At 61.5% G+C, this 18,119-nt stretch carries 16 protein-coding genes; 11 read left to right on the plus strand and 5 right to left on the minus strand.

Annotation, left to right across the window (positions count from 1 at the left end):
• The first annotated feature begins 73 nt into the window (after positions 1–73).
• The 3 genes from H570_RS0106800 to H570_RS0106810 are packed head-to-tail and all read left to right on the plus strand — an operon-like array spanning position 74 to position 4,772.
• Positions 74–487, plus strand: coding sequence for a MerR family transcriptional regulator (locus H570_RS0106800; protein ID WP_014159604.1), 414 nt, complete (start codon positions 74–76; stop codon positions 485–487).
• A complete protein-coding gene (locus H570_RS16690; RefSeq protein WP_017355000.1) occupies positions 484–1,755 on the plus strand; it encodes a site-specific integrase in 1,272 nt (423 codons plus the stop codon). Before H570_RS0106800 ends, H570_RS16690 begins: the two co-directional genes overlap by 4 nt.
• A gap of 23 nt (positions 1,756–1,778) precedes the next feature.
• Positions 1,779–4,772, plus strand: coding sequence for a Tn3 family transposase (locus H570_RS0106810; protein WP_027080086.1), 2,994 nt, complete (start codon positions 1,779–1,781; stop codon positions 4,770–4,772).
• 346 nt (positions 4,773–5,118) lie between these two features.
• Here the strand turns inward: H570_RS0106810 and H570_RS18140 are convergent, their stop codons facing one another.
• Together H570_RS18140 and H570_RS16700 are read right to left on the minus strand one after the other, a co-directional pair.
• On the minus strand, positions 5,119–5,847 hold the full coding sequence (locus H570_RS18140) for an enhanced serine sensitivity protein SseB C-terminal domain-containing protein (protein ID WP_051176184.1): 729 nt from the start codon (positions 5,845–5,847) through the stop codon (positions 5,119–5,121).
• 56 nt (positions 5,848–5,903) lie between these two features.
• On the minus strand, positions 5,904–6,881 hold the full coding sequence (locus tag H570_RS16700; protein ID WP_051176185.1) for a DNA-binding protein: 978 nt from the start codon (positions 6,879–6,881) through the stop codon (positions 5,904–5,906).
• Positions 6,882–6,985: 104 nt separating this feature from the next.
• Between H570_RS16700 and H570_RS0106825 the strand changes: the two genes are divergently transcribed.
• The 8 genes from H570_RS0106825 to H570_RS0106860 all read left to right on the plus strand — a co-directional run bounded on the left by H570_RS0106825 (position 6,986) and on the right by H570_RS0106860 (position 15,163).
• Complete coding sequence (locus H570_RS0106825; protein WP_027080087.1) at positions 6,986–8,071, plus strand: site-specific integrase; 1,086 nt, start codon at positions 6,986–6,988, stop codon at positions 8,069–8,071.
• A gap of 235 nt (positions 8,072–8,306) precedes the next feature.
• Positions 8,307–9,386 carry a CBASS cGAMP-activated phospholipase gene (locus H570_RS0106830; RefSeq protein WP_245559555.1) on the plus strand — a complete coding sequence of 360 codons (1,080 nt, stop codon included), beginning with the start codon at positions 8,307–8,309 and terminating at the stop codon, positions 9,384–9,386.
• A gap of 2 nt (positions 9,387–9,388) precedes the next feature.
• The gene (locus H570_RS16705; protein ID WP_156899875.1) at positions 9,389–10,555 is read left to right on the plus strand and encodes a CBASS cGAMP synthase; all 1,167 of its coding nucleotides are present in this window, start codon (positions 9,389–9,391) and stop codon (positions 10,553–10,555) included.
• A 1-nt stretch (position 10,556) separates the two neighbouring features.
• On the plus strand, positions 10,557–12,233 hold the full coding sequence (locus tag H570_RS0106840; RefSeq protein WP_027080089.1) for a ThiF family adenylyltransferase: 1,677 nt from the start codon (positions 10,557–10,559) through the stop codon (positions 12,231–12,233).
• Positions 12,212–12,682 (plus strand): Mov34/MPN/PAD-1 family protein, encoded by a 471-nt coding sequence (locus H570_RS16710; RefSeq protein ID WP_084499912.1) that lies wholly within the window; start codon positions 12,212–12,214, stop codon positions 12,680–12,682. The genes H570_RS0106840 and H570_RS16710 overlap by 22 nt, the downstream gene beginning before the upstream one ends.
• A gap of 83 nt (positions 12,683–12,765) precedes the next feature.
• A complete protein-coding gene (locus tag H570_RS18145; RefSeq protein ID WP_051176188.1) occupies positions 12,766–13,236 on the plus strand; it encodes a hypothetical protein in 471 nt (156 codons plus the stop codon).
• Positions 13,236–13,904, plus strand: a complete 669-nt coding sequence (locus tag H570_RS0106855) for a Cap15 family cyclic dinucleotide receptor domain-containing protein (protein WP_027080090.1) — start codon at positions 13,236–13,238, stop codon at positions 13,902–13,904. Before H570_RS18145 ends, H570_RS0106855 begins: the two co-directional genes overlap by 1 nt.
• Positions 13,905–14,113: 209 nt before the next feature.
• Entirely contained in the window at positions 14,114–15,163 is a 1,050-nt protein-coding gene (locus tag H570_RS0106860) for a PIN domain-containing protein (RefSeq protein ID WP_027080091.1), read from the plus strand.
• A 276-nt stretch (positions 15,164–15,439) separates the two neighbouring features.
• On the opposite strand, the gene H570_RS18860 is transcribed toward H570_RS0106860, so the two are convergent.
• The 3 genes from H570_RS18860 to H570_RS0106875 all read right to left on the minus strand — a co-directional run bounded on the left by H570_RS18860 (position 15,440) and on the right by H570_RS0106875 (position 18,100).
• The gene (locus tag H570_RS18860; RefSeq protein ID WP_156899876.1) at positions 15,440–16,261 is read right to left on the minus strand and encodes a hypothetical protein; all 822 of its coding nucleotides are present in this window, start codon (positions 16,259–16,261) and stop codon (positions 15,440–15,442) included.
• A gap of 225 nt (positions 16,262–16,486) precedes the next feature.
• A complete protein-coding gene (locus tag H570_RS18525) occupies positions 16,487–17,380 on the minus strand; it encodes a restriction endonuclease (RefSeq protein WP_084499886.1) in 894 nt (297 codons plus the stop codon).
• Positions 17,381–17,386: 6 nt separating this feature from the next.
• Positions 17,387–18,100: a phospholipase D family protein gene (locus tag H570_RS0106875; RefSeq protein ID WP_027080094.1), complete on the minus strand. Its 714-nt coding sequence runs from the start codon at positions 18,098–18,100 to the stop codon at positions 17,387–17,389.
• Positions 18,101–18,119: the final 19 nt, after the last annotated feature.

Below are 18,119 nucleotides of genomic sequence, written 5' to 3' on the forward strand. Positions count from 1 at the left end.
CGGGCGGGTCGCTGGCATGACACAGCAGGTGAGTGTAAAGTCCGTAGCTACTACGGAGTCAAGCGTACTACGAATGAAAATCAGTGAGGCTGCCGACGCCAGTGGATGCCACCTGGAGACGATCCGCTATTACGAGCGGATCGGCCTGTTGCCGCGCCCGGGGCGCTCGGGCAATGGCTACCGGGTCTATGGCCCGGCCGACATCGAGCGGCTGCGCTTCATTGCGCGCGGCCGGGACCTAGGCTTCAGCCTGGAGGAGGTCCGCAGCCTGCTGCAGCTGGCCGGCGATGAGGAGCTTTCGTGCGGGGACGTGGACCGGCTGGCACGCAGCCATCTGACCGACGTGCGGGCGCGCATGGCCGACCTGGAGCGCATGGCCACCGAGTTGGAACGGGTGATTGCCAGTTGCCACGGTGGGCAGCGGGCTGAATGCACCATCCTGTCGACCCTGCGGCAGCCGGTCGCTGTGGAGGCCACGCGCCAGTGACCGAACTGGACCGCTACCTCGATGCAGCCACGCGCCAGAACACGGTGCGCAGCTATGCGTCGGCGCTGCGGCACTTCGAGGTTGAATGGCAAGGCCACCTCCCAGCGACACCGGACAGCGTGGCGCGGTACCTGGCCGCGTATGCGCAGACCCTAGCCGCCAGCACGCTTCGCCACCGGCTGGCCGCCATTGCCTCTTGGCACCGCGACCACGGCTTTGTCGACCCGACCCGGTCGCCGCTGGTGCGCAAGGTGCTCAAAGGCATCCAGACCCTGCACCCGGGCCAGGTCAAGCAAGCCGCGCCGCTGCAGATTCGGCGGCTGGTCGAGCTCGATGACTGGTTGGCTGCCGCGATCGCGGCGGCGCATGCCCGGGGCGACGGAGCGGCGGCGCTGCGCCATCAACGCGACCGAGCGTTGGTGCTGCTCGGATTCTGGCGGGGCTTCCGTGGCGATGAACTGCTGCGTCTGGACGTGGCCCATCTCACGCTGGTGCCGGGACAGGGGATGACCTGTTTCCTGCCGCGCAGCAAGGGCGACCGCCAGGCCGCCGGCGTCACCTACAAGGTGCCGGCGTTGTCGCGGTTGTGCCCGGTGGAGGCGACCCAGGTGTGGCTGCAGGCGGCCGACCTGCACGAAGGGCCGGTGTTTCGGGCGGTTAACCAATGGGGCCAGGTGAGCGCCGAGGGCCTGCATCCCAACAGCTTGGTGCGCCTGCTACGCGAGTTGCTGACCAGTGCCGGCTTTGCCGATGCGGGGCTCCACAGCAGCCATTCGTTGCGCCGCGGCTTTGCCAGCTGGGCCAACGACCAAGGCTGGGACATGAAGGCGCTGATGGAGTACGTGGGCTGGCGCGATGTGCAGTCGGCCATGCGCTATCTGGACGGGCGTGACCCCTTTGCCCGTGACCGCATTGAAGCAAGCCTGCCCAGTCCAACCGCGCCGGTACCGGCGATGGCACTGCCGGCGCCCGAGGGCAAACCGGCCTTGCAGCTGCGCCTGCGCATGGTGCTGACCCCGTTTGCCCGCACGGGCCGCGGCGCGGCCAAGGCCCGAGGCCGGATCGAAGAGATCTGCTTGGCCCCGTTCCAGGCTGTGCGCCTGAACACTGCCAGCAGCGAGTACCAGTTGACTGTTCCCACCGATCCCGACCGGGATCTGGATGAAATCCTGGCCACGTTGCTCGATGACATGCACCGCATGGCCGATACGCACCAGTGTTTCCTGGAAGCGTCTCTCAATACAGACGACGGCCGGCACTGGGATTGATCCCCTCATAACCTCCGGATCCAATGGCTACCCTTCACGAGACCGCCTACCCGCGACTGAAGCCTGATCCCACCGCCAAGGAACTGGAGGAGATCTATACCCCCACCGCCGCTGAGATTGCATTCGCCAAGCAGCTGACCACCCAGCCGGGACCGCAGCTGGCGGTACTGATTCATCTCAAGCTCTTCCAGCGCCTGGGTTACTTCACGGTGTTAGCCGAAGTGCCCGAGCGGATCCGGAAGCACATCGCCAAGGCCGCCCGACTCGGGCGCGTATTGGACACCGACCAGCTCGAACGTTACGACGCTTCCGGTAGCCAGCGCCGCCATATGCCGCAGCTTCGGCAGTTCATCGGGGTACATCCCCTGGACAAATCAGGCTTGGCCTGGCTGGACACGGTGGCCACCGGAGCAGCCCAGACCAAGCACACCATCCCGGACATCGTGAACGTCCTGCTCGAAGAGCTGGTGCACCACCGCTACGAACTGCCAGGCTTCCGCACCCTGGAGCTGGCCGCCATCGGCGCACGTGAGCGGGTCAATCTGGGCTACTACCGCAGCATCAGTCACGCGCTGACGCCTGCCACGCGCACGCTCATTGACGAATTGCTGCGCGCACCGGAAGGCTCCAGATTTACTGGCTGGCAATCGCTCAAGCGCGAGCCTGGCCGACCGACCAACAAGGAGGTCCGGTTCTATCTGCAGCACATCCGCATGCTGCAGCAGTTGGCCGAGCAGCTGCCTCCCATCGATGTGCCGGTGCCCAAGCTCAAGCAATTCCGTGCAATGGCTCGCGCCTATGACGCCAGCGAGTTAGCCGAACTGGCTCCGGACAAGCGCTATGCGTTGGCCACCATCTTCATTCGCGCCCAGCATGCCAAGACGCTGGATGACGCAGCCGAGCTGTTCATCAAGCAGGTGCGCGGGCTGGAGAACACGGCCCAGCAAAAGCTGCTGGCCTACCAGCTCGAACATGCCAAGCGGGCCGACTTCCTGATCGGCCAGCTCAAGGAAATCCTGCAGGCCTATCAGCTCGACGGCAGCGATAGTCAGCGCGTGGATGCCATCGATAACAGTCTGGAAGCGGAAGTGTCGACCTTGTTGGCCGAATGCGAAGAACATATGGCATACGCAGGAAAGAACTATCTGCCTTTCATGCTGCAACCCTACGGCGCGGTCAGGCCGCTGCTGTTCAATGGGCTGGAGCTGATGAACTTGCGGGCAACCAGCCACGATGCCGGCATGGAGCCGTTGATTGCAGCGGTGCTGTCGCTGCGCAACCAACGCCGTGAGCTGATCGAGGTCGCATCCCTCGGCCTGGACCCGGAAAAGGACTTCGATTGGATGTCCAAGCTCTGGCGTCAGCACGTGTTTGGCAAGCGGGCCAGCGCGGCAGGCGCCGGCTGGATGCACCGTAAGTACTTCGAGCTGGCCGTGCTGGTGCAGGTCAAGGACGAACTGAAGTCGGGAGATCTCTTCATCCCGAGCAGCGAACGATTTGACGACTACCGCGAGCAGCTGGTCGATGAAGCCACCTTGGCCCAGGAACTGGAAGCCTATGGCCAGGTGTCAGGCCTGCCCACCGACGCCGAGTCGTTCGTGGCAGGGTTGCGCGCACAATTGACCGGCCTGGCAGACGAGGTCGACTCGCGTTTCCCGGAGAACGTGCATGCAGACATCCTGGAGGGGCGCTTGGTGCTGCGGAAGGGGCAACGCGCCGAAGTCTCCAGCGCGATTACCACCGTGGATCGCCTCATCGCCGAACGGCTTCCAGAATCCAGCATCGTCGATGTCCTGATCGATGCCAGCCAATGGCTGGATCTGCACCGTTTTTTCCGCCCGATCGCCGGTACCGAGAGCCAAGTCGAAGATCTGCCCCGACGTGTGATCACCACGCTATTTTGCTATGGCTGCAACCTGGGGCCGACGCAGACGGCGCGGTCGATCAAGGGCTTCAGCCGGCGCCAGGTTGCTTGGCTGAACCTGAAATACGTGACCGAGGATGTGCTTGAGAAGGCCATCGTAGAGGTCATCAATACCTACAATAAATTCGACCTCCCGGGCTACTGGGGCAGCGGGAAAAGCGCCTCAGCAGATGGCACCAAATGGAGCGTCTACGAGGACAACCTGCTGTCGGAGTACCACATCCGCTACGGCGGCTACGGCGGCATCGGCTACTACCATGTGTCCGACAAATACGTGGCGCTGTTCAGCCACTTCATTCCCTGTGGCGTGCACGAGGGCATCTACATCCTCGACGGCCTGCTGGCCAATACTTCCGACATCCAGCCTGAGATCGTCCATGGCGACACGCAGGCCCAAAGCTACCCGGTCTTCGGTTTGGCCCACATGCTGGGCATCCAGCTGATGCCCAGGATACGAAACATCAAGGATCTGACATTCTTCCGGCCCGAACCTGGTAGGACCTATAAGAACATCCAGGCACTGTTCGGAGACAGCATCGACTGGCAACTGATCGCGACCCATCTCCACGACATGCTGCGGGTGGTGATCTCAATCCGATTGGGGAAGATCACCGCGTCCTCGATCCTGCGCCGGCTGGGCACCTACAGCCGGAAGAACAAGCTGTACTTCGCCTTCCGGGAAGTTGGCAAGGCCGTCCGAACGCTGTTCTTGCTGCGCTACATCGACGACAACGAGATTCGGAAAACGATCCATGCTGCGACCAACAAGAGCGAGGAGTACAACGGCTTCGTAAAATGGGTGTTCTTTGGCAGCCAGGGGATCATTGCTGAGAACGTCCAACACGAGCAGCGCAAGATCATCAAGTACAGCCAGCTGGTCGCCAACATGATCATCCTCCACAACGTAGAAGGCATGAGCCGGACCTTGGCTGAGATGCGGAAGGAGGGGATTGAACTGACCCCCGAGATCCTGGCCGGCCTGTCGCCGTATCGGACCAGCCACATCAATCGCTTCGGCGACTACCATCTCGACCTTGATAGGGAAGTGGCGCCGCTGAGCTATACAGCGAAAGTCCTTGAACAGGCCCCATAGACGGGGAGATCCGCTATCGGGATAAGGCAATTATCATTTCGTTTCAATTGCTTAGGCAGCTTTTGGCCCTGTACGTAACGATTCCCTGCCGACCCTCCGGTTCGAACGCTGAGTGTTGAGCGCGCTTGATTGTCCCCTGCACCCGCGCCCCCCCATTTGCCGCACTCTGATATCCCCAGTCTCAATGTCCGCAGGCGTAATTCCTCAGAAATCACGCCGACGCACTTTAAGAGCCCCAACTTCCACGCGGCCCTGAGTTCCAGACGACTGTTGCATGCGGCGAAGCCTCTTGGAAAAAGTAAAATTGTTCTGGCCGTCGGCTCTCGCTGCACACGGCTCCGAATGGTTAAACGTTCTTCCGGTAAAAAGCCTCTACACAGCTGTCAGTAACGAAGTCCGGGACACCCTGGGCCGGATCGAACACCGTCAGGTCAATCGCCAGCTCCGGTGGTGATCGCTGGATCTCCGGTTGCATCGATGTCAGGCACGCTCGCACTGCGCGCTCCGCTTGGTCAGGTGCTACGCCGAGCACAATCAGCAGGGAGACGTCGTTTTTATTCGCTTCGGGAGCGGTTTGGATCACGTAAGCCGACATGACGGGCCTTTGTCTCTTCAACGTTTGGGTCAACGCGGGAATCAGCCAAGAAGGCAGGTAGTCTGGGGCGCCAAACCACGCCCCCCCACCTGGCCATAGGTCTTTCCTGAGCTGAGCGATGTTCCCGGTCGTCAACAAGGACTCGACCTCCTCCGGATACAACACGGCGCCACCGTCATTCGGGTTGAGCATCAAGGTAGCCCCGCGGGTGACTTCGAGCAGTTCGCGCCCCGTGAATGTCACGACTCTCGCCGAACGGCCAGCAGCGGCGGCCGCCTTGGATTCAGACGTAAAGAACGGCAGCGCGTCGAAGCCATCAGGGTGCCTGAACTGAATCAGGCGGAACTTCGCCGAGTCGTCGGAGATCGGAACATGGGCGTACACCGTAGCCTCAAGCAGGAGTCGGAAGAATTCCTGATCCGCCTCTGGATTCCCACGAGCCCGCTCTAGGTGTTCCTCAAGTTCGCTTTCGCTGATCATGTCTGGATCCGTCTGGAGGCAGTAGTGCAACTCTATGGCACGGTTCCAAGCGTGGCCTAGTCATGGTCCGCGGCTGACGTCTTTCGGCTCGCCGATGACACCTTCTTACTCTGGGACGCTTGCACGTTCCGTCGGGCCATCTTTCTGGGGCTCGGCGCGGCCTTTTTGGCCTGGCGTAGGACCAACTCCAACTCGGCCGGCAAGTCGCGCAGCTGCGACAGTTGTCCTGCTAGCGCCTCAGCCTTGGCCTTCTGGATCTCAGCCTGACGCTGGGCCTCCATGGCTTTGGCGTTGCTTTGCTCCAGGGCCACAAAGTGCGCTTTCTGGGACGCTGCCTGTTCCTTTTGAAGGGCCGTGAGACGGCTTTGGAGCTCCCTGCTCTGCTGCCGGGCGCGATCGACTTCGGCATGAGCCCGGTCCTCGGTCGCTTGGACATGCTTCGCCAGCGTCTCCCGTTCAGCCTGGGCAGCGTCTTGGAGCGCCTGCAGGCGTCGCTCAGCTGCTTGTCGCGTGATCTCGGCGTTCGCAGCTTGCTCCAGCGCGAAGTCACGCTGCTGAGTCAATTCAGCAGCTTGGCCTTCCATCTGGCTGACCAAACGGTTGAGCTCGGCCGCTTGGGTGGAAGCTACGCGTTCAGCTTGGGAGGCGACCTCGACCTTGTCGCGTAGGGCGGTGGCTTCAAGGGCGAAGGATTCGCGTTCGGCCTGAAGCGCGGTCTGTCCCTCTTGAAGGGCCGCGCGCTCCGCCTCGAGTACCTCCTTGGCGTTGGCTTGGGCATGCTCCAGCGCCAGGCGCCATAGCTCACCCGCGGCTTTCGCCACGGCGTCTGGGGCTTGCGGGAGCGAAAGACTCGCCTGCTGTACCTCCAGTCGCTGACCGAGCCCCTTCCACCAGGTCTCTAGCCAACGGGTCACGGTGTTCGGAGAGCCGGTGCCCAAGTGGGCGCGGATGCGTTCGACGGTCGGCCGCTCGCCGGCACCAACGATCTCGTCAGCAGCGGTGTGGACGTCGGATTCGGTGATGCCTCGGGCCATGAGTGTGTCTCCTACGCGGGCGCCCTACTCTGTTGACTCCCTACTGGTGATAAGTGATGATTATCGTGGGTAGACGGTCGGTAGCGTAGTGCACACTACATACTATGAATGATAATCACGCACTTCCGATCCTCGTGCAACCGGCCTCTGGCATGGCCCTCCCCGACCAGCTCGCCCAACAGGCTGCCGATGCCGTGCGCGAGTTGCTGGCCGAAGCGGCCGCCGAGAACACCACTCGCAGCTACGCCACGGCCCTGCGCTACTGGGCGGGCTGGCATGCAGCGCGCTACGGCGTCGAACTGGTACTCCCTGTTTCGGAAGCGGCCGTGTTGCAGTTCGTGGTCGACCATGTCCACCGACGAGCTGCCGATGGCGACCTGGCCTGGGAACTACCGCCGGCCGTCGATCAGGCACTCGTGACGGCCGGCCTCAAAGCCAAACCTGGTCCTTGGACCCTGGCCACTGTCCGGCATCGGGTCGCGGTCCTGTCGACCGCGCACCGGCTCAAGCAAGTAGCCAATCCTTGCGAGCAGCCTGCCGTCCGGACCGTGCTGAGCCGCGCGGCCCGGGCGGCCGTCAAACGTGGGGAGCGACCACGTAAAAAGACCGCCATCACCCTGCCCGAGCTCGAACGGATGCTGGCCACCTGCGACGACAGTCTCATGGGTCTGCGCGACCGCGCCCTACTCTGCTTTGCCTTTGCCAGCGGCGGGCGGCGGCGAAGCGAGGTCGCCGCGGCGGATCTGCGCGATCTGAAAAGACTCGGCGACCAGGGCTACATCTACCGGCTCGAGCACAGCAAGACCCAGCAAGCTGGCGTGACGGCCAACTCGACGCCGGACAAGCCGGTGCTCGATCGCGCCGCGCTGGCGTTGGAGGACTGGCTGGACGCGTCTGGGATTACCGAAGGCGCGATCTTCCGGCGGCTGTGGAAGGATCGTGTGGGCCCTGCCCTCTCCCCAGCCGCCGTTGGTGAGATCGTGCAGAGGCGTGCCCGTCAGGCGGGCTTGGAGGGGGATTTTGGAGGACACAGCCTCAGGTCGGGGTTCGTGACCGAAGCCAGCCGCCAGGGGGTGTCGCTGCCTGCGATCATGCAGTTGACGGAGCATCGGGCGGTGTCAAGTGTGATCGGCTACTTCCAGACGGGCGGTGCCACGGCGAATCCCGCTGCGCGTCTTCTGGAGGACTAGGCATTGCTGGGCATCCAATTCGGTCTTTCCTTAGCCGCAAACAACCCCAAGCTGTCGGTCGCATTACAAGTCGCAGCCCTTCCGACACTAGATCTAGTGGGGAATTTCCCAGTCGCCCCTTGAAATTGTGATCTATGCCCCCATATTGATGTGGTCTCCATCTATGAGACGGGGAACCTGAACACTGGTGCCGTTTCCACTGAAGTCCAGCACACAGACCGCCTAGGGGGCCTATATGACCATGATCGTCGAGCAGGGAGAGGACGATCCGCACGACCTGGCGGGCAGCACGCCGAGTGCTGCCCGGCCTGATTCCCCATTCCGCATCCTGAGCCTGTCCGGCGGTGGCTACCGCGGGCTCTTCACCGCCCGCATCCTCGCCGACCTCGAAGAGCGCATCGATGCGCGGATCGCGACCCGCTTCGACCTGATCGCCGGCACTTCGATTGGCGGCATCCTGGCCTTGGCGTTGGCCTTGGAAGTACCGGCCAAGCAGATGGTGGCGCTGTTCGAGGAACGCGGCGACGAGATCTTCAAGAAGCGCTGGTCGTTCCTCAGCTACTTGCGCTCCCCTTACACACAAGCATCTCTCGCCAAGCTCCTCGAGTCTAACACGCTGTTCGGCCAGCGCACCCTTGGCGCATGCGCGCATCGCGTCATCGTCCCGGCGATCAATCACACCACCGGACGCCCGGTCTTGTTCAAGACGCCGCACCACCCGGATTTCTCCGCGGACTACAAGCACCGGCTGGTCGACGTCGCGCTGGCCACCAGCGCCGCTCCCGGATTCTTCCCGCGCCACGTCTTCAACAACTGCCAGTACGTCGACGGCGGGCTGTTCGCCAACGCTCCGGGCTTGCTGGCGCTGCATGAAGCCGAGCACTTCCTTGGGCAGCCGCGCCAGAACCTCCACGTCATGGCGGTCGGCACCATGTCGGCGAAGTTCACCGTCGACCCGCATCGCAACCGCAATGGCGGTGCGCTGGACTGGGGCGGCTGGATGCCGGCCAACATGCCCAAGCGCCTGTTCGGGGTTTCCATCTCAGCGCAGGAAACGCTGGTTCACCACTTGCTGGGCCATGCGATCGCGCCCGGCCAGTACCACCACCTCGACGAAGACCTGACCGACGAACGAGCCCGCGCCGTGGCGTTGGACAAGACCGACCGGGCCGCTCGGGAAATCCTGCTCGGCTCCGCGGCGGAATGCGCCAAGCGCGCGCTCGGTAACGCGTCGATCCTGGCGCTGCTGGATCGCCCGGCGCCGACACCGACCTTCCACTACGGCGAACACGCCAATCCTGCTCAAGGAGCATGATCATGTTGAAGTTGCACAAGCTGTTTCTCAACGCCGGCCATGCCCTGAGCTTCGACGAGGTCATCGAGCCGACCAAGACCCAGTGGCAAACCCTGGTCCACGCGAAGAACGATATCCGCGACCACCTGCGGGCGAGCCTGCGCGCCGCATCGACCCAGTTGCTGGGCATGGACCGACAGATCGGCCCGCGCTTCCGCAGCCAGGGCTCCTGCGTCTACCGCACGCTGATCCAGCCGGCGCACTCCGGACAGGAGATGGACTGGGACTTCGGCGTCTACCTGCCGGTGGAGATCATGGACGCGCGTCCGAAGACGGCTGCCAAGACCTACTTCAACATCGTCGAAGCAGCGCTGGACGAGCTGTGCAGGAAGCGCGGCTGGTCGCTGGACCGCAGCAAGACGAGCTGCGTCAGGGTCAAGATCGCGGCGTGGGCGCATATCGACGTGCCCCTCTACGCCGTACCGGCCAGCGAGTTCCACACGATCCAGGAACGCGCCCGCGCGAGCGGCCAGCTCTATGCCACGCGCGACAGCGTACGGCTGAGCGAAAGCGTGGACTTCGCCGAGATGCCGGAACCGTTCTGGCAGATGATTGAAGGCGTCCACCTAGCCACGCGCAATGGCGAATGGCTCAAGACCGATCCGGAGGAAGTCGCCCGCTGGTACAACGACCGCGTGGAGCAGCACGGCGAGCAGCTGCGCCGAGTCTGCCGCTACGTGAAGGGCTGGCGCGACTACTACTGGCCCAACTGCGATGGCCCCAGCTCGGTCTCGCTGATGATCCTGGTGGCGCGGAACTTCGTCCCGCGCCTGCGCCGCGACGACCTCGCGCTCGAGGATGCCGCCCGCGCCATCTACGAGAGCATCGGGCACGACATCTATGAGCCGGGGATCGATGGCGGCAACACCGACTTCAACCGGCTCGACGCCACCCAGCGCAAGGTGGCCAAGGCCCACGCGAAGGATCTCCTGGACCAGGTGTGGAACTCGCGCCACTACGCCAGCCTGAACCTGGCGCCGGACGCGATCCGCAACATGCGTGGCGAGTTCGGCAGCCGCATCGCCAACGACACCAGCTTCATCGAAGTCGACGACAGCGCCGACCAGGTCCGCCGGTCGTCGGCCGCGGCCGTGGCCCCGCCGCTGGTGGGCTCGAACCAGTCGGGGTGACATGCCCGCGTCGCGGCTCGCGCTGGGGCTGACGAAACTGGGCGAGCTCGGCTTCAAGCCGATCAAGCGCCCAGGTTCGGCGCGCTGCTTCGTCGGCGAGTTGCAGTGCGCCAAGGGTCCGGTCAAGGTCCGGCTCGAGATCTCGGACTGGGATTTCACGATCTACCCCACGCTCGTCATCCTCGAGCACCCGGCGTTCCTGCCCGCGCTGACTCCGCACGTGTCCGGCGACGGGGTGCAGTGCTATTTCATGCAGGGACGCGTCGTACTCGACCGCTATCGTCCCGACCACGCGATCTGGCAGTGCATCGAACAGGCGCAGCGGGAGCTTGATCGACTCAGCGGGAGCACGACGTATCGCGAACGCGAGTTCGAACAGGAATTCGGCGCGAACTGGGAGATCGGCCAGCGCCCCCTGCCTGCTCCGGTGCTGCTCGCCGAGGCCACCGGCGACGGCGCCGTGCCTTGTTTTGGCATCACCGTTGACGACGGTCTCTATGTCATCGCCGCCAGCGACGAAGCGCAGGTCAAGGCGCTGGCCCAGGCCCGCGGCTGGCCAGCGCCCAGGCGCATGAAGGTCGGGACCTATATCGTCCGCAGCACCCGGTCACCGACGTTGCCGGGCACGCTGCCCGCGACGATTGCCGACATGTTCGCCTGGATCAAGTCGTGGGATCCGACGGCCATGGAGCGCATCCATGCCGTGCTCGGGCAACGCGAGTGGCTGGGATTCAAGGCGGTCCAGTTCCTAATCGACAGTCCGGCCGGCTGGTTCGGATTCTTCTTCGACCTGAACTCCAACCGCACGCTGATGCACCAGCGCAAGCCATCGGGGTATCGGCAGCACTTGTACGGCAAGGGGCACGAACTTCCGATTACGCGGGTCAGTGTCAGGCAGATCAGCCCGGACTTCATCCACAGCCGCAACCTGCAATTCCCGTCGCTGAAGGACCGGCGGATCACGCTGGTCGGTTGCGGCGCGATCGGCGGCTACCTCGCGCAGGCGCTGGTGAAGCTGGGTGCGGGATCGGGCACCGGCTCGCTGACTCTGATCGATCCGGACGAGCTCGGTCCCGGCAACCTGGGCCGGCACTTCCTCGGCATGGACAGCCTGTACAAACCCAAGGCGGTCGCGCTGCGGGAGACACTGATCCGGCAGTTTCCCCACACCAGGATCGTCGCCGAGCCGCGGCGGGCGGCCTACCCTTCCGACATCGCCGGCGACCTCGTCATCGACGCGACCGGCGAGGAGGCGGTGAGCGAGGCGATCAATGCGAACCGCCGCACTAAGTCCGGCACCGAGGGCGTGCCGGTCCTGCACACGTGGATCGTCGGCAACGGCGAGTGTGTCCAGGCGCTGTGGGTAGATCAGCGCAAATATGCTTGTTTCCGCTGCATGCGCCGGAACGACGACCCTAGGCGATCGCAGCGATTCCCTGTCATCGATCATGATCCGGAGACAAGGGTCGTCGGCTGCACCGCTTACACCCCGTATGCCGTTTCCGCGCCGATGTCTTCTTCCGCCCTTGCTATCGACATGGTCATCGACTGGCTCAAGGGCGACGTCTCGCCGCGCTTTCGGAGCCGCTACATCGAAGGCGCTGGCGCCAGGAAGATCAAGAACCAGAATGTCTCGCCGCTCGAGGGATGCCCGGGATGCTCAGTCCCCTCATCCTGAGGCGACCCGAAGATGACGGCTTCGTCCTGATCGAAGAACGGGTGCTCCAGGTGCTCGGCCGGCACCGTCAACTCCGCCAAGGCGCGCCCGAAGCCGGCGGCATCCTGCTGGGGTACCGGCGCGGTTCCCACCTGCACGTGACCGAGGCCAGCGCGCCGGTGGCTCCTGACCATGCAAGCAGGACCCGTTTCTTTCGTTCCGCCGCGCCGCACCAGCAGGCCGCACTCACGCGATGGCGCGAAAGTGGCGGGACCATGGACTACTTGGGCGAGTGGCATACCCACCCAGAACATAGCCCCTCGCCGTCGACGATCGATATGGTTGGATGGCAACGCATCTGCAGCAAGCGCAAAACGCCGATGCTCTTCGTAATTGCCGGCACCCAGGATCGTCTTTGGATCGGTGTCGGCACCACAACCGGGCTGCGTTCGATGGCCGAACTGACGTAGTGGTGGGCGTCGCCATGATTGCCGGCATGCTCTCCCGTCGTCCGGCGTCGACAGTACTCCCAGGGCCCATGTAATCTCGACCGATGAATAAGTTGTGCCCGGACGAAATTTTCGACCTGCTTGGGCAGGTGCAATCGCATGCGACGCATGCGTTCTCCGGCCTTGGCTTGATCTTCTATTCTTCGCTGGCCGACCTTCCTATCGTCGCGCTCGGCGATCAAGCGCTATTCCCGCAAACGCTACCCGTCGCCGATCGACGGACGCTGGCGTCACTGCTGGCGGAGATCTCAACGTTTACCTCGCCGTGGCACGACGGGTTTCACCTCATCGATGCCAGCTCGTTCGCGCTAACGCATATCTCGCAGTTCCTGTCTCCGCCCGTGGAGTTTCTCCGCCAGTCGAATTCCCAAGGCTTGCCGCTAGGCGCGAGGCATATGGCGGCGATGGCGGGCTCCAGGATTGCATCGGTTTCCTATACAGCTCTGCTGAGCAACAAGGGCGCCCCCGCTGTATTTCAGCAAGGGCGCGCGCTGGGTGGAGAGGTGCAAGCCTAATGGCAAGCCTGACGTTAACCGGCGTGGAATTGTCGCGGTTGACGAAGGTATTCGCCGTGACCGCGCTGGTGCTGACCGCCGCCATCTCTTTATTCCGATGGGGGTGCCTCGGCCATCCCTTCGGTCAGGCGGTTCTGCAGTCTGTCTTCCTGGCTATCACTCTGACAGGCCTGTTGTTTGCGGGCTTTTACAGATTCGGATGGCGACTTGGACCATTGGCGAGATGGATGGGGCGGCCGGACCTTCGTGGCGTGTGGCTCGGCCATCTTGCGTCGAGCTACTTCAAGGATGGACAGCCGATCCCAATCGTATTCGTCATCCGCCAGACCTATCTGGACATCTCGATCTGCAGCTATACGGAGAAACAGCGCGGCCAATCGACCTTTGAGGCGCTGATCCAGAACAACCGTCACGCAATTACCGTATTGGCCTATATCTACGAATTAGATAGGCACTACGCGGGTGCGCAGGAACGGGTCAAAGGGACCGGAGAAGTCGAACTGCTGGGCGGTGACAGGCTGCGAGGCTTCTATTGGACCAACTCCCCGACACACGGGTCGATCAGCCTGCAACGGAAGGCGACTGAATGCGATGGCGTCCAGAGTTTCGAAGATGCGCTACGGAAATGGCCGTCACCCGAATGGCCGCCACCCGGAGCAACCAATTAGCTCTTAGCAATCTTTTTTTGAACGCTATAGAAGCAGACCTGTCGGTTAGCCACACCCTAACTCCGATAGATATTCCTATTCGAGTTAGTTGCGCTCCATGACTGTACAGCCACAACCTTGATGATGAGCGCTGGATCGCACGCGCGCTCACATGAGGTGTTGAAACCCTTTCCATTCGCTAGTCTAGTCATTAGAAGGATGCTCACAGCATGACTGCAAAAGTGTTCATCGACGCGAACAAGTTCCTGCAGTTCGGGAAGAACTTCGACAAGTCGGAGGCACTGGTGCTAAAAGAGCTGGTGGATTCAGAATTGATCCGAGTGGTTACCACCGACCTCACCATCATTGAGATCGCCAAGCGGTGGGCCAAAAAGGATCTCGAAGCGCTGGAGCCACTGTTCAAAGACGACTTTAAAGGACGTGCAGAAGAACACTTGGGCATCAACCTACCTGCCCTGACCAGGGAAGAGGTTTGGCAGAAGATCTTCGGTGAGTACCACAAACGTCTGAATCAGAAGTTCGTTCTTGAATTCAAGACGAAGCCTCTGACCATCAATGATGTCCCTCCCCTTTCGGTGTTGAACGACTACACCCATGGCAAAGGGGTGTTCTCAGAATCATCTAAAAAGGACCAGTTCCCAGACGCCTTCATTTTTGCGGCGGTTGCGTCAGCGGCTAGCGAAGATCAGCCAATTGCCTTCATCACCGCAGACAAGGACTTCTCCAAGGCCATAGATCAAGCGGACCACATCACTGAACTAAGCACCTTCCAAGAGTTGATGGTCCATCTCAACATTGAAGAAGTGTCTGAAGCTGACAAGGAAATTCTGGATGAATTCTTAGAGGCGTTTGAGGCCAAGACATCTGAAGAACTAGTTCAATACATAGTGCATGCAGAAGACGTAGAAGATGCGGAGCTTGAAATTTTGGAAGTCTATGATCAAGAAATTAGAATCGAGACTGCCTATCGCGTTACCAGTGAGGACAATTCCTTTCTGCTGTACGGCCATGTGACTTGCAAAGCGCGGGTCGCCTTTTCCCACTGGGATTGGGACAACGCAATTTGGGACAGCGAGGACAAGAGGCTTGTTCCTTGGGGAGAGAAAGTAAGCGGAGTGCGGGTTGTGGGGATAGTGGGCGTTCCTTTTGCTTACGCCATTGAATTGGCCGCAGACAAATCTAGTTGCGAAGTCTTGTCCGCAAGCGTGCGCGGAAATGGTTACATCACGGCTGAGCTTTACGGTGGCGTGTTTGATTGAGGCTGTCAGAACTGTTTGCGCAACGGATGCCGACGCTGTTCGCGCCGTCGATCACTTCGCCTGTGTGATGCGGCGGGTACAGTCACCTACGAATTCAAGCCTGCTCAGCAGACGATGCCCCTAGATCCTTTATGGCGGATGTATAAAGAGCCCAGTTTGCTTTTTGGCGTTCGCTAAGGGTGACGGGTGATTGCATGCCCACCCTGCCCCCGATAAATCCATCTAATCAGCTCGCCAGCGTTTGCTGCCGACGAGAATCGGACTTTTGCGCCCCTCCTACGCCTTTTCGCGCATCGTGCCTTGGAACTCGCTCATTTTGATCCGTGAACTTGGGGCATATCGGCTGCACAGCCGACCTATCTGGTCCCGATCCTCATCCGAAGCCAGCGGACCAATCGTCACGACAGCTTTTTGCAGTGCTTCCGGGGCGATCTTCAGGTCAATGTGTGGTGACAACGCACCTTGCCGGTGCCACAGCGGATCGTGCACCAGGTCGTAGTAGCGTGCGCCGTACTCTTGGGGATTGGCCGTGCTGCGTGGCCCACGCAGAGTAGTCAAGACGAAACGGTGCTCTCGCTGGAACTCCCATCTGTTCCATTTGTATTTGGCAAGCTCCGCAGGGTGGCCGTCGATCACAATGTTATCCCCATCATTCCTGACATGCTGCTTATATGCTTCCGCGACGTCTTCGACATAACAAACTTCCTTGAGGAAGCGGCCACGGTCGATTACAGGAAGGAGCAAGTAGCCATCACCGAATACCTCGTCCAACGAGAACGGCGCTTCGGCGTTGTCGAACTGCCACTTGGCGTCTGTACCAGGAACTTGGTGGTGTGCATTCAGCAAATTCCACTCAAAGGGATCGTCAGGGAGTGAAATTCGGACACCGCGCATGCGGTTTCCATACATGCTCCATTGCACAATATCTTCTGCATCCTGCTTGACCCAGCAACTAGCGAACAGTTGTGCCCCGAAGTCGATTCCCGCAACCGTTTGAGCCTCGATCACGTCGTCGAATAGATCAAGCCTAGTAGAACGCAATCGACCGGAACGGAGTATCGCTTTAAGGGCGGCGACGCTCGTGTAGTGATGAATCACCTATCTGGCTCCATTTCTTGGCATATAGGCCATTTTCGCATCGCGGCCTACAGTAGGCGGCAATCGCATCTTCGCTGACGTCATGTGGCTCTGACGATCTAGAGTTTTACGGGCTTAAGTTGAGCGATCCGCTTAGGATCGGAAGGCGCCCTTTTCTACCTCCGATAACCAGCCAATATCGCCGTGCATCGTTGCACCTGTGTCGCCCGGAGCAGTGCTCTCGCACTAGGGATCCCCCTCCCGATAGATGGAGTGAGAGTCTGGAAAGAGGTCCATCTCGGGAGTTGTGGCCTCAAGGATCCGGCTCGCCTCCTCCGCCCGGCGTTGCGCCTCGACCGGATCTCGGCGCACGGGCTCCCGAGTTCGCAGAGAGGCTGTCTCCTGCACGATCGGAATGGATGTCACTTCCACTACGGCAGGCGGAGGTCGCGTAGGGGACGCTGGCGCATGGCCTGTTTCGGGCACCGAGCGGGTTTGAGAAGCCTTATTCTGGATTGAACGAGTGGAACACTGCCAGAGAACGATGGCGGCCAGGACCACGAGCGAGATCAAGGCCCTAGTTCCATCCTGGCTCTCACGCTTGGCGCTTCCCGATCGCACTCTGACCGGCGCGGGACGAGCCGGAGGGCCAGAGAGGGGCCAGTCAAGCCCGCTGCGGGCCGACGCGGCACTGGCTTGGCCAGCAGCGGGAACCGAGTATTCCGGCAGCATTTTGCGAAGCTCGTCGCCATCGATGAGCTGCAACCGTGACTCTTTCCTGGCGGTCGCGATGGCATGGGGCGTGAACTCGCCGGTATTGACGACGATTGCATGGTCCGCCTTCTCGGTCAGCAGCACGCCGAGCAGCTCGTGACCGACGTTATGCGTTACCTGTCGTGCGTTTTCCCGCTTGCACTGCACGATGGTGTATTTGCCATCGCGGTACATCTTCAGGTCGATCCCGCCATCGAAGCGGTTTCGACCGCCACCGGTGCCGCAGTGCTCGACGGCATAGCCTTGGCGCCGGTAATAGTCCGCAACGACGCGCTCGAACTCCAATGGGTCGAGAGTCGCCAGGCGATCGTAACGACGATTTAGAACCGCGCGACTGCCCCAGCGCCCGCCTCGGGAAGAATCCATGACGCGTCAGGGCTCCAGCGAATCGGGCCAGAGAAAGTAAGGACCGAATCGCTGGCTCATCCTGAACTCACCGCCGGCGGCCTTTCCGGCCTCGGTCAGATAGTGCTTGTCGTCCTTGATCTCTAGAAGCTCGGTAGCGACTAGCTTCTCAAGCAACTCGGCCGTCTTCATCCCATGCTTTCGGGCCAGCTTGGATGAAGTCAGCTTGCCTCCATCACCGGTATCCTCCTGCCCGGCATCCTGCTCAGCATCAGCCGGCTCCTCAGGCGCAGTGACTCGCTCCATGGAAATCCGGACCTCATCGCTGATGCGGATGATGCGCTGCGCCTCTTCGTACGCATCGCGATACAGTTCGGCGTCGTCCTGGCGGCGAATCAGGATTCCCATCTCGTTGTTGTTGACCTGGCTGAACTCGTAGAGATTCAAGCTGGTGACGATGCACAGCTCCTCGTTGAGATAGCACTTGGCATGCAGGTTCTTGCAGAAACTGGTCCGGATGTAGGTCTGTTCCCGCAGCCATGTGATCTCCGCAGGTTGCAGCTCGCTCTTTCCGTAGACGATCCGAACGTCGATCTTGAGCCGGTTCTTGTCAGCCAGCAGCTCCTTCACCCGGTCATTGAGCTTGAGGTAAGGGCTGATGAGGATAAGACGGTCCTTCGCGTCCTTGATGAGCTCTTCAAGAAAGTAGTTGGTCGCGCTGGTGTTGAGGAACTTGGCCAACGAAATTGACTCCTTGTGT

Origin of the sequence: Luteimonas mephitis DSM 12574 (assembly GCF_000422305.1) — a bacterium.
Lineage (GTDB): Bacteria > Pseudomonadota > Gammaproteobacteria > Xanthomonadales > Xanthomonadaceae > Luteimonas > Luteimonas mephitis.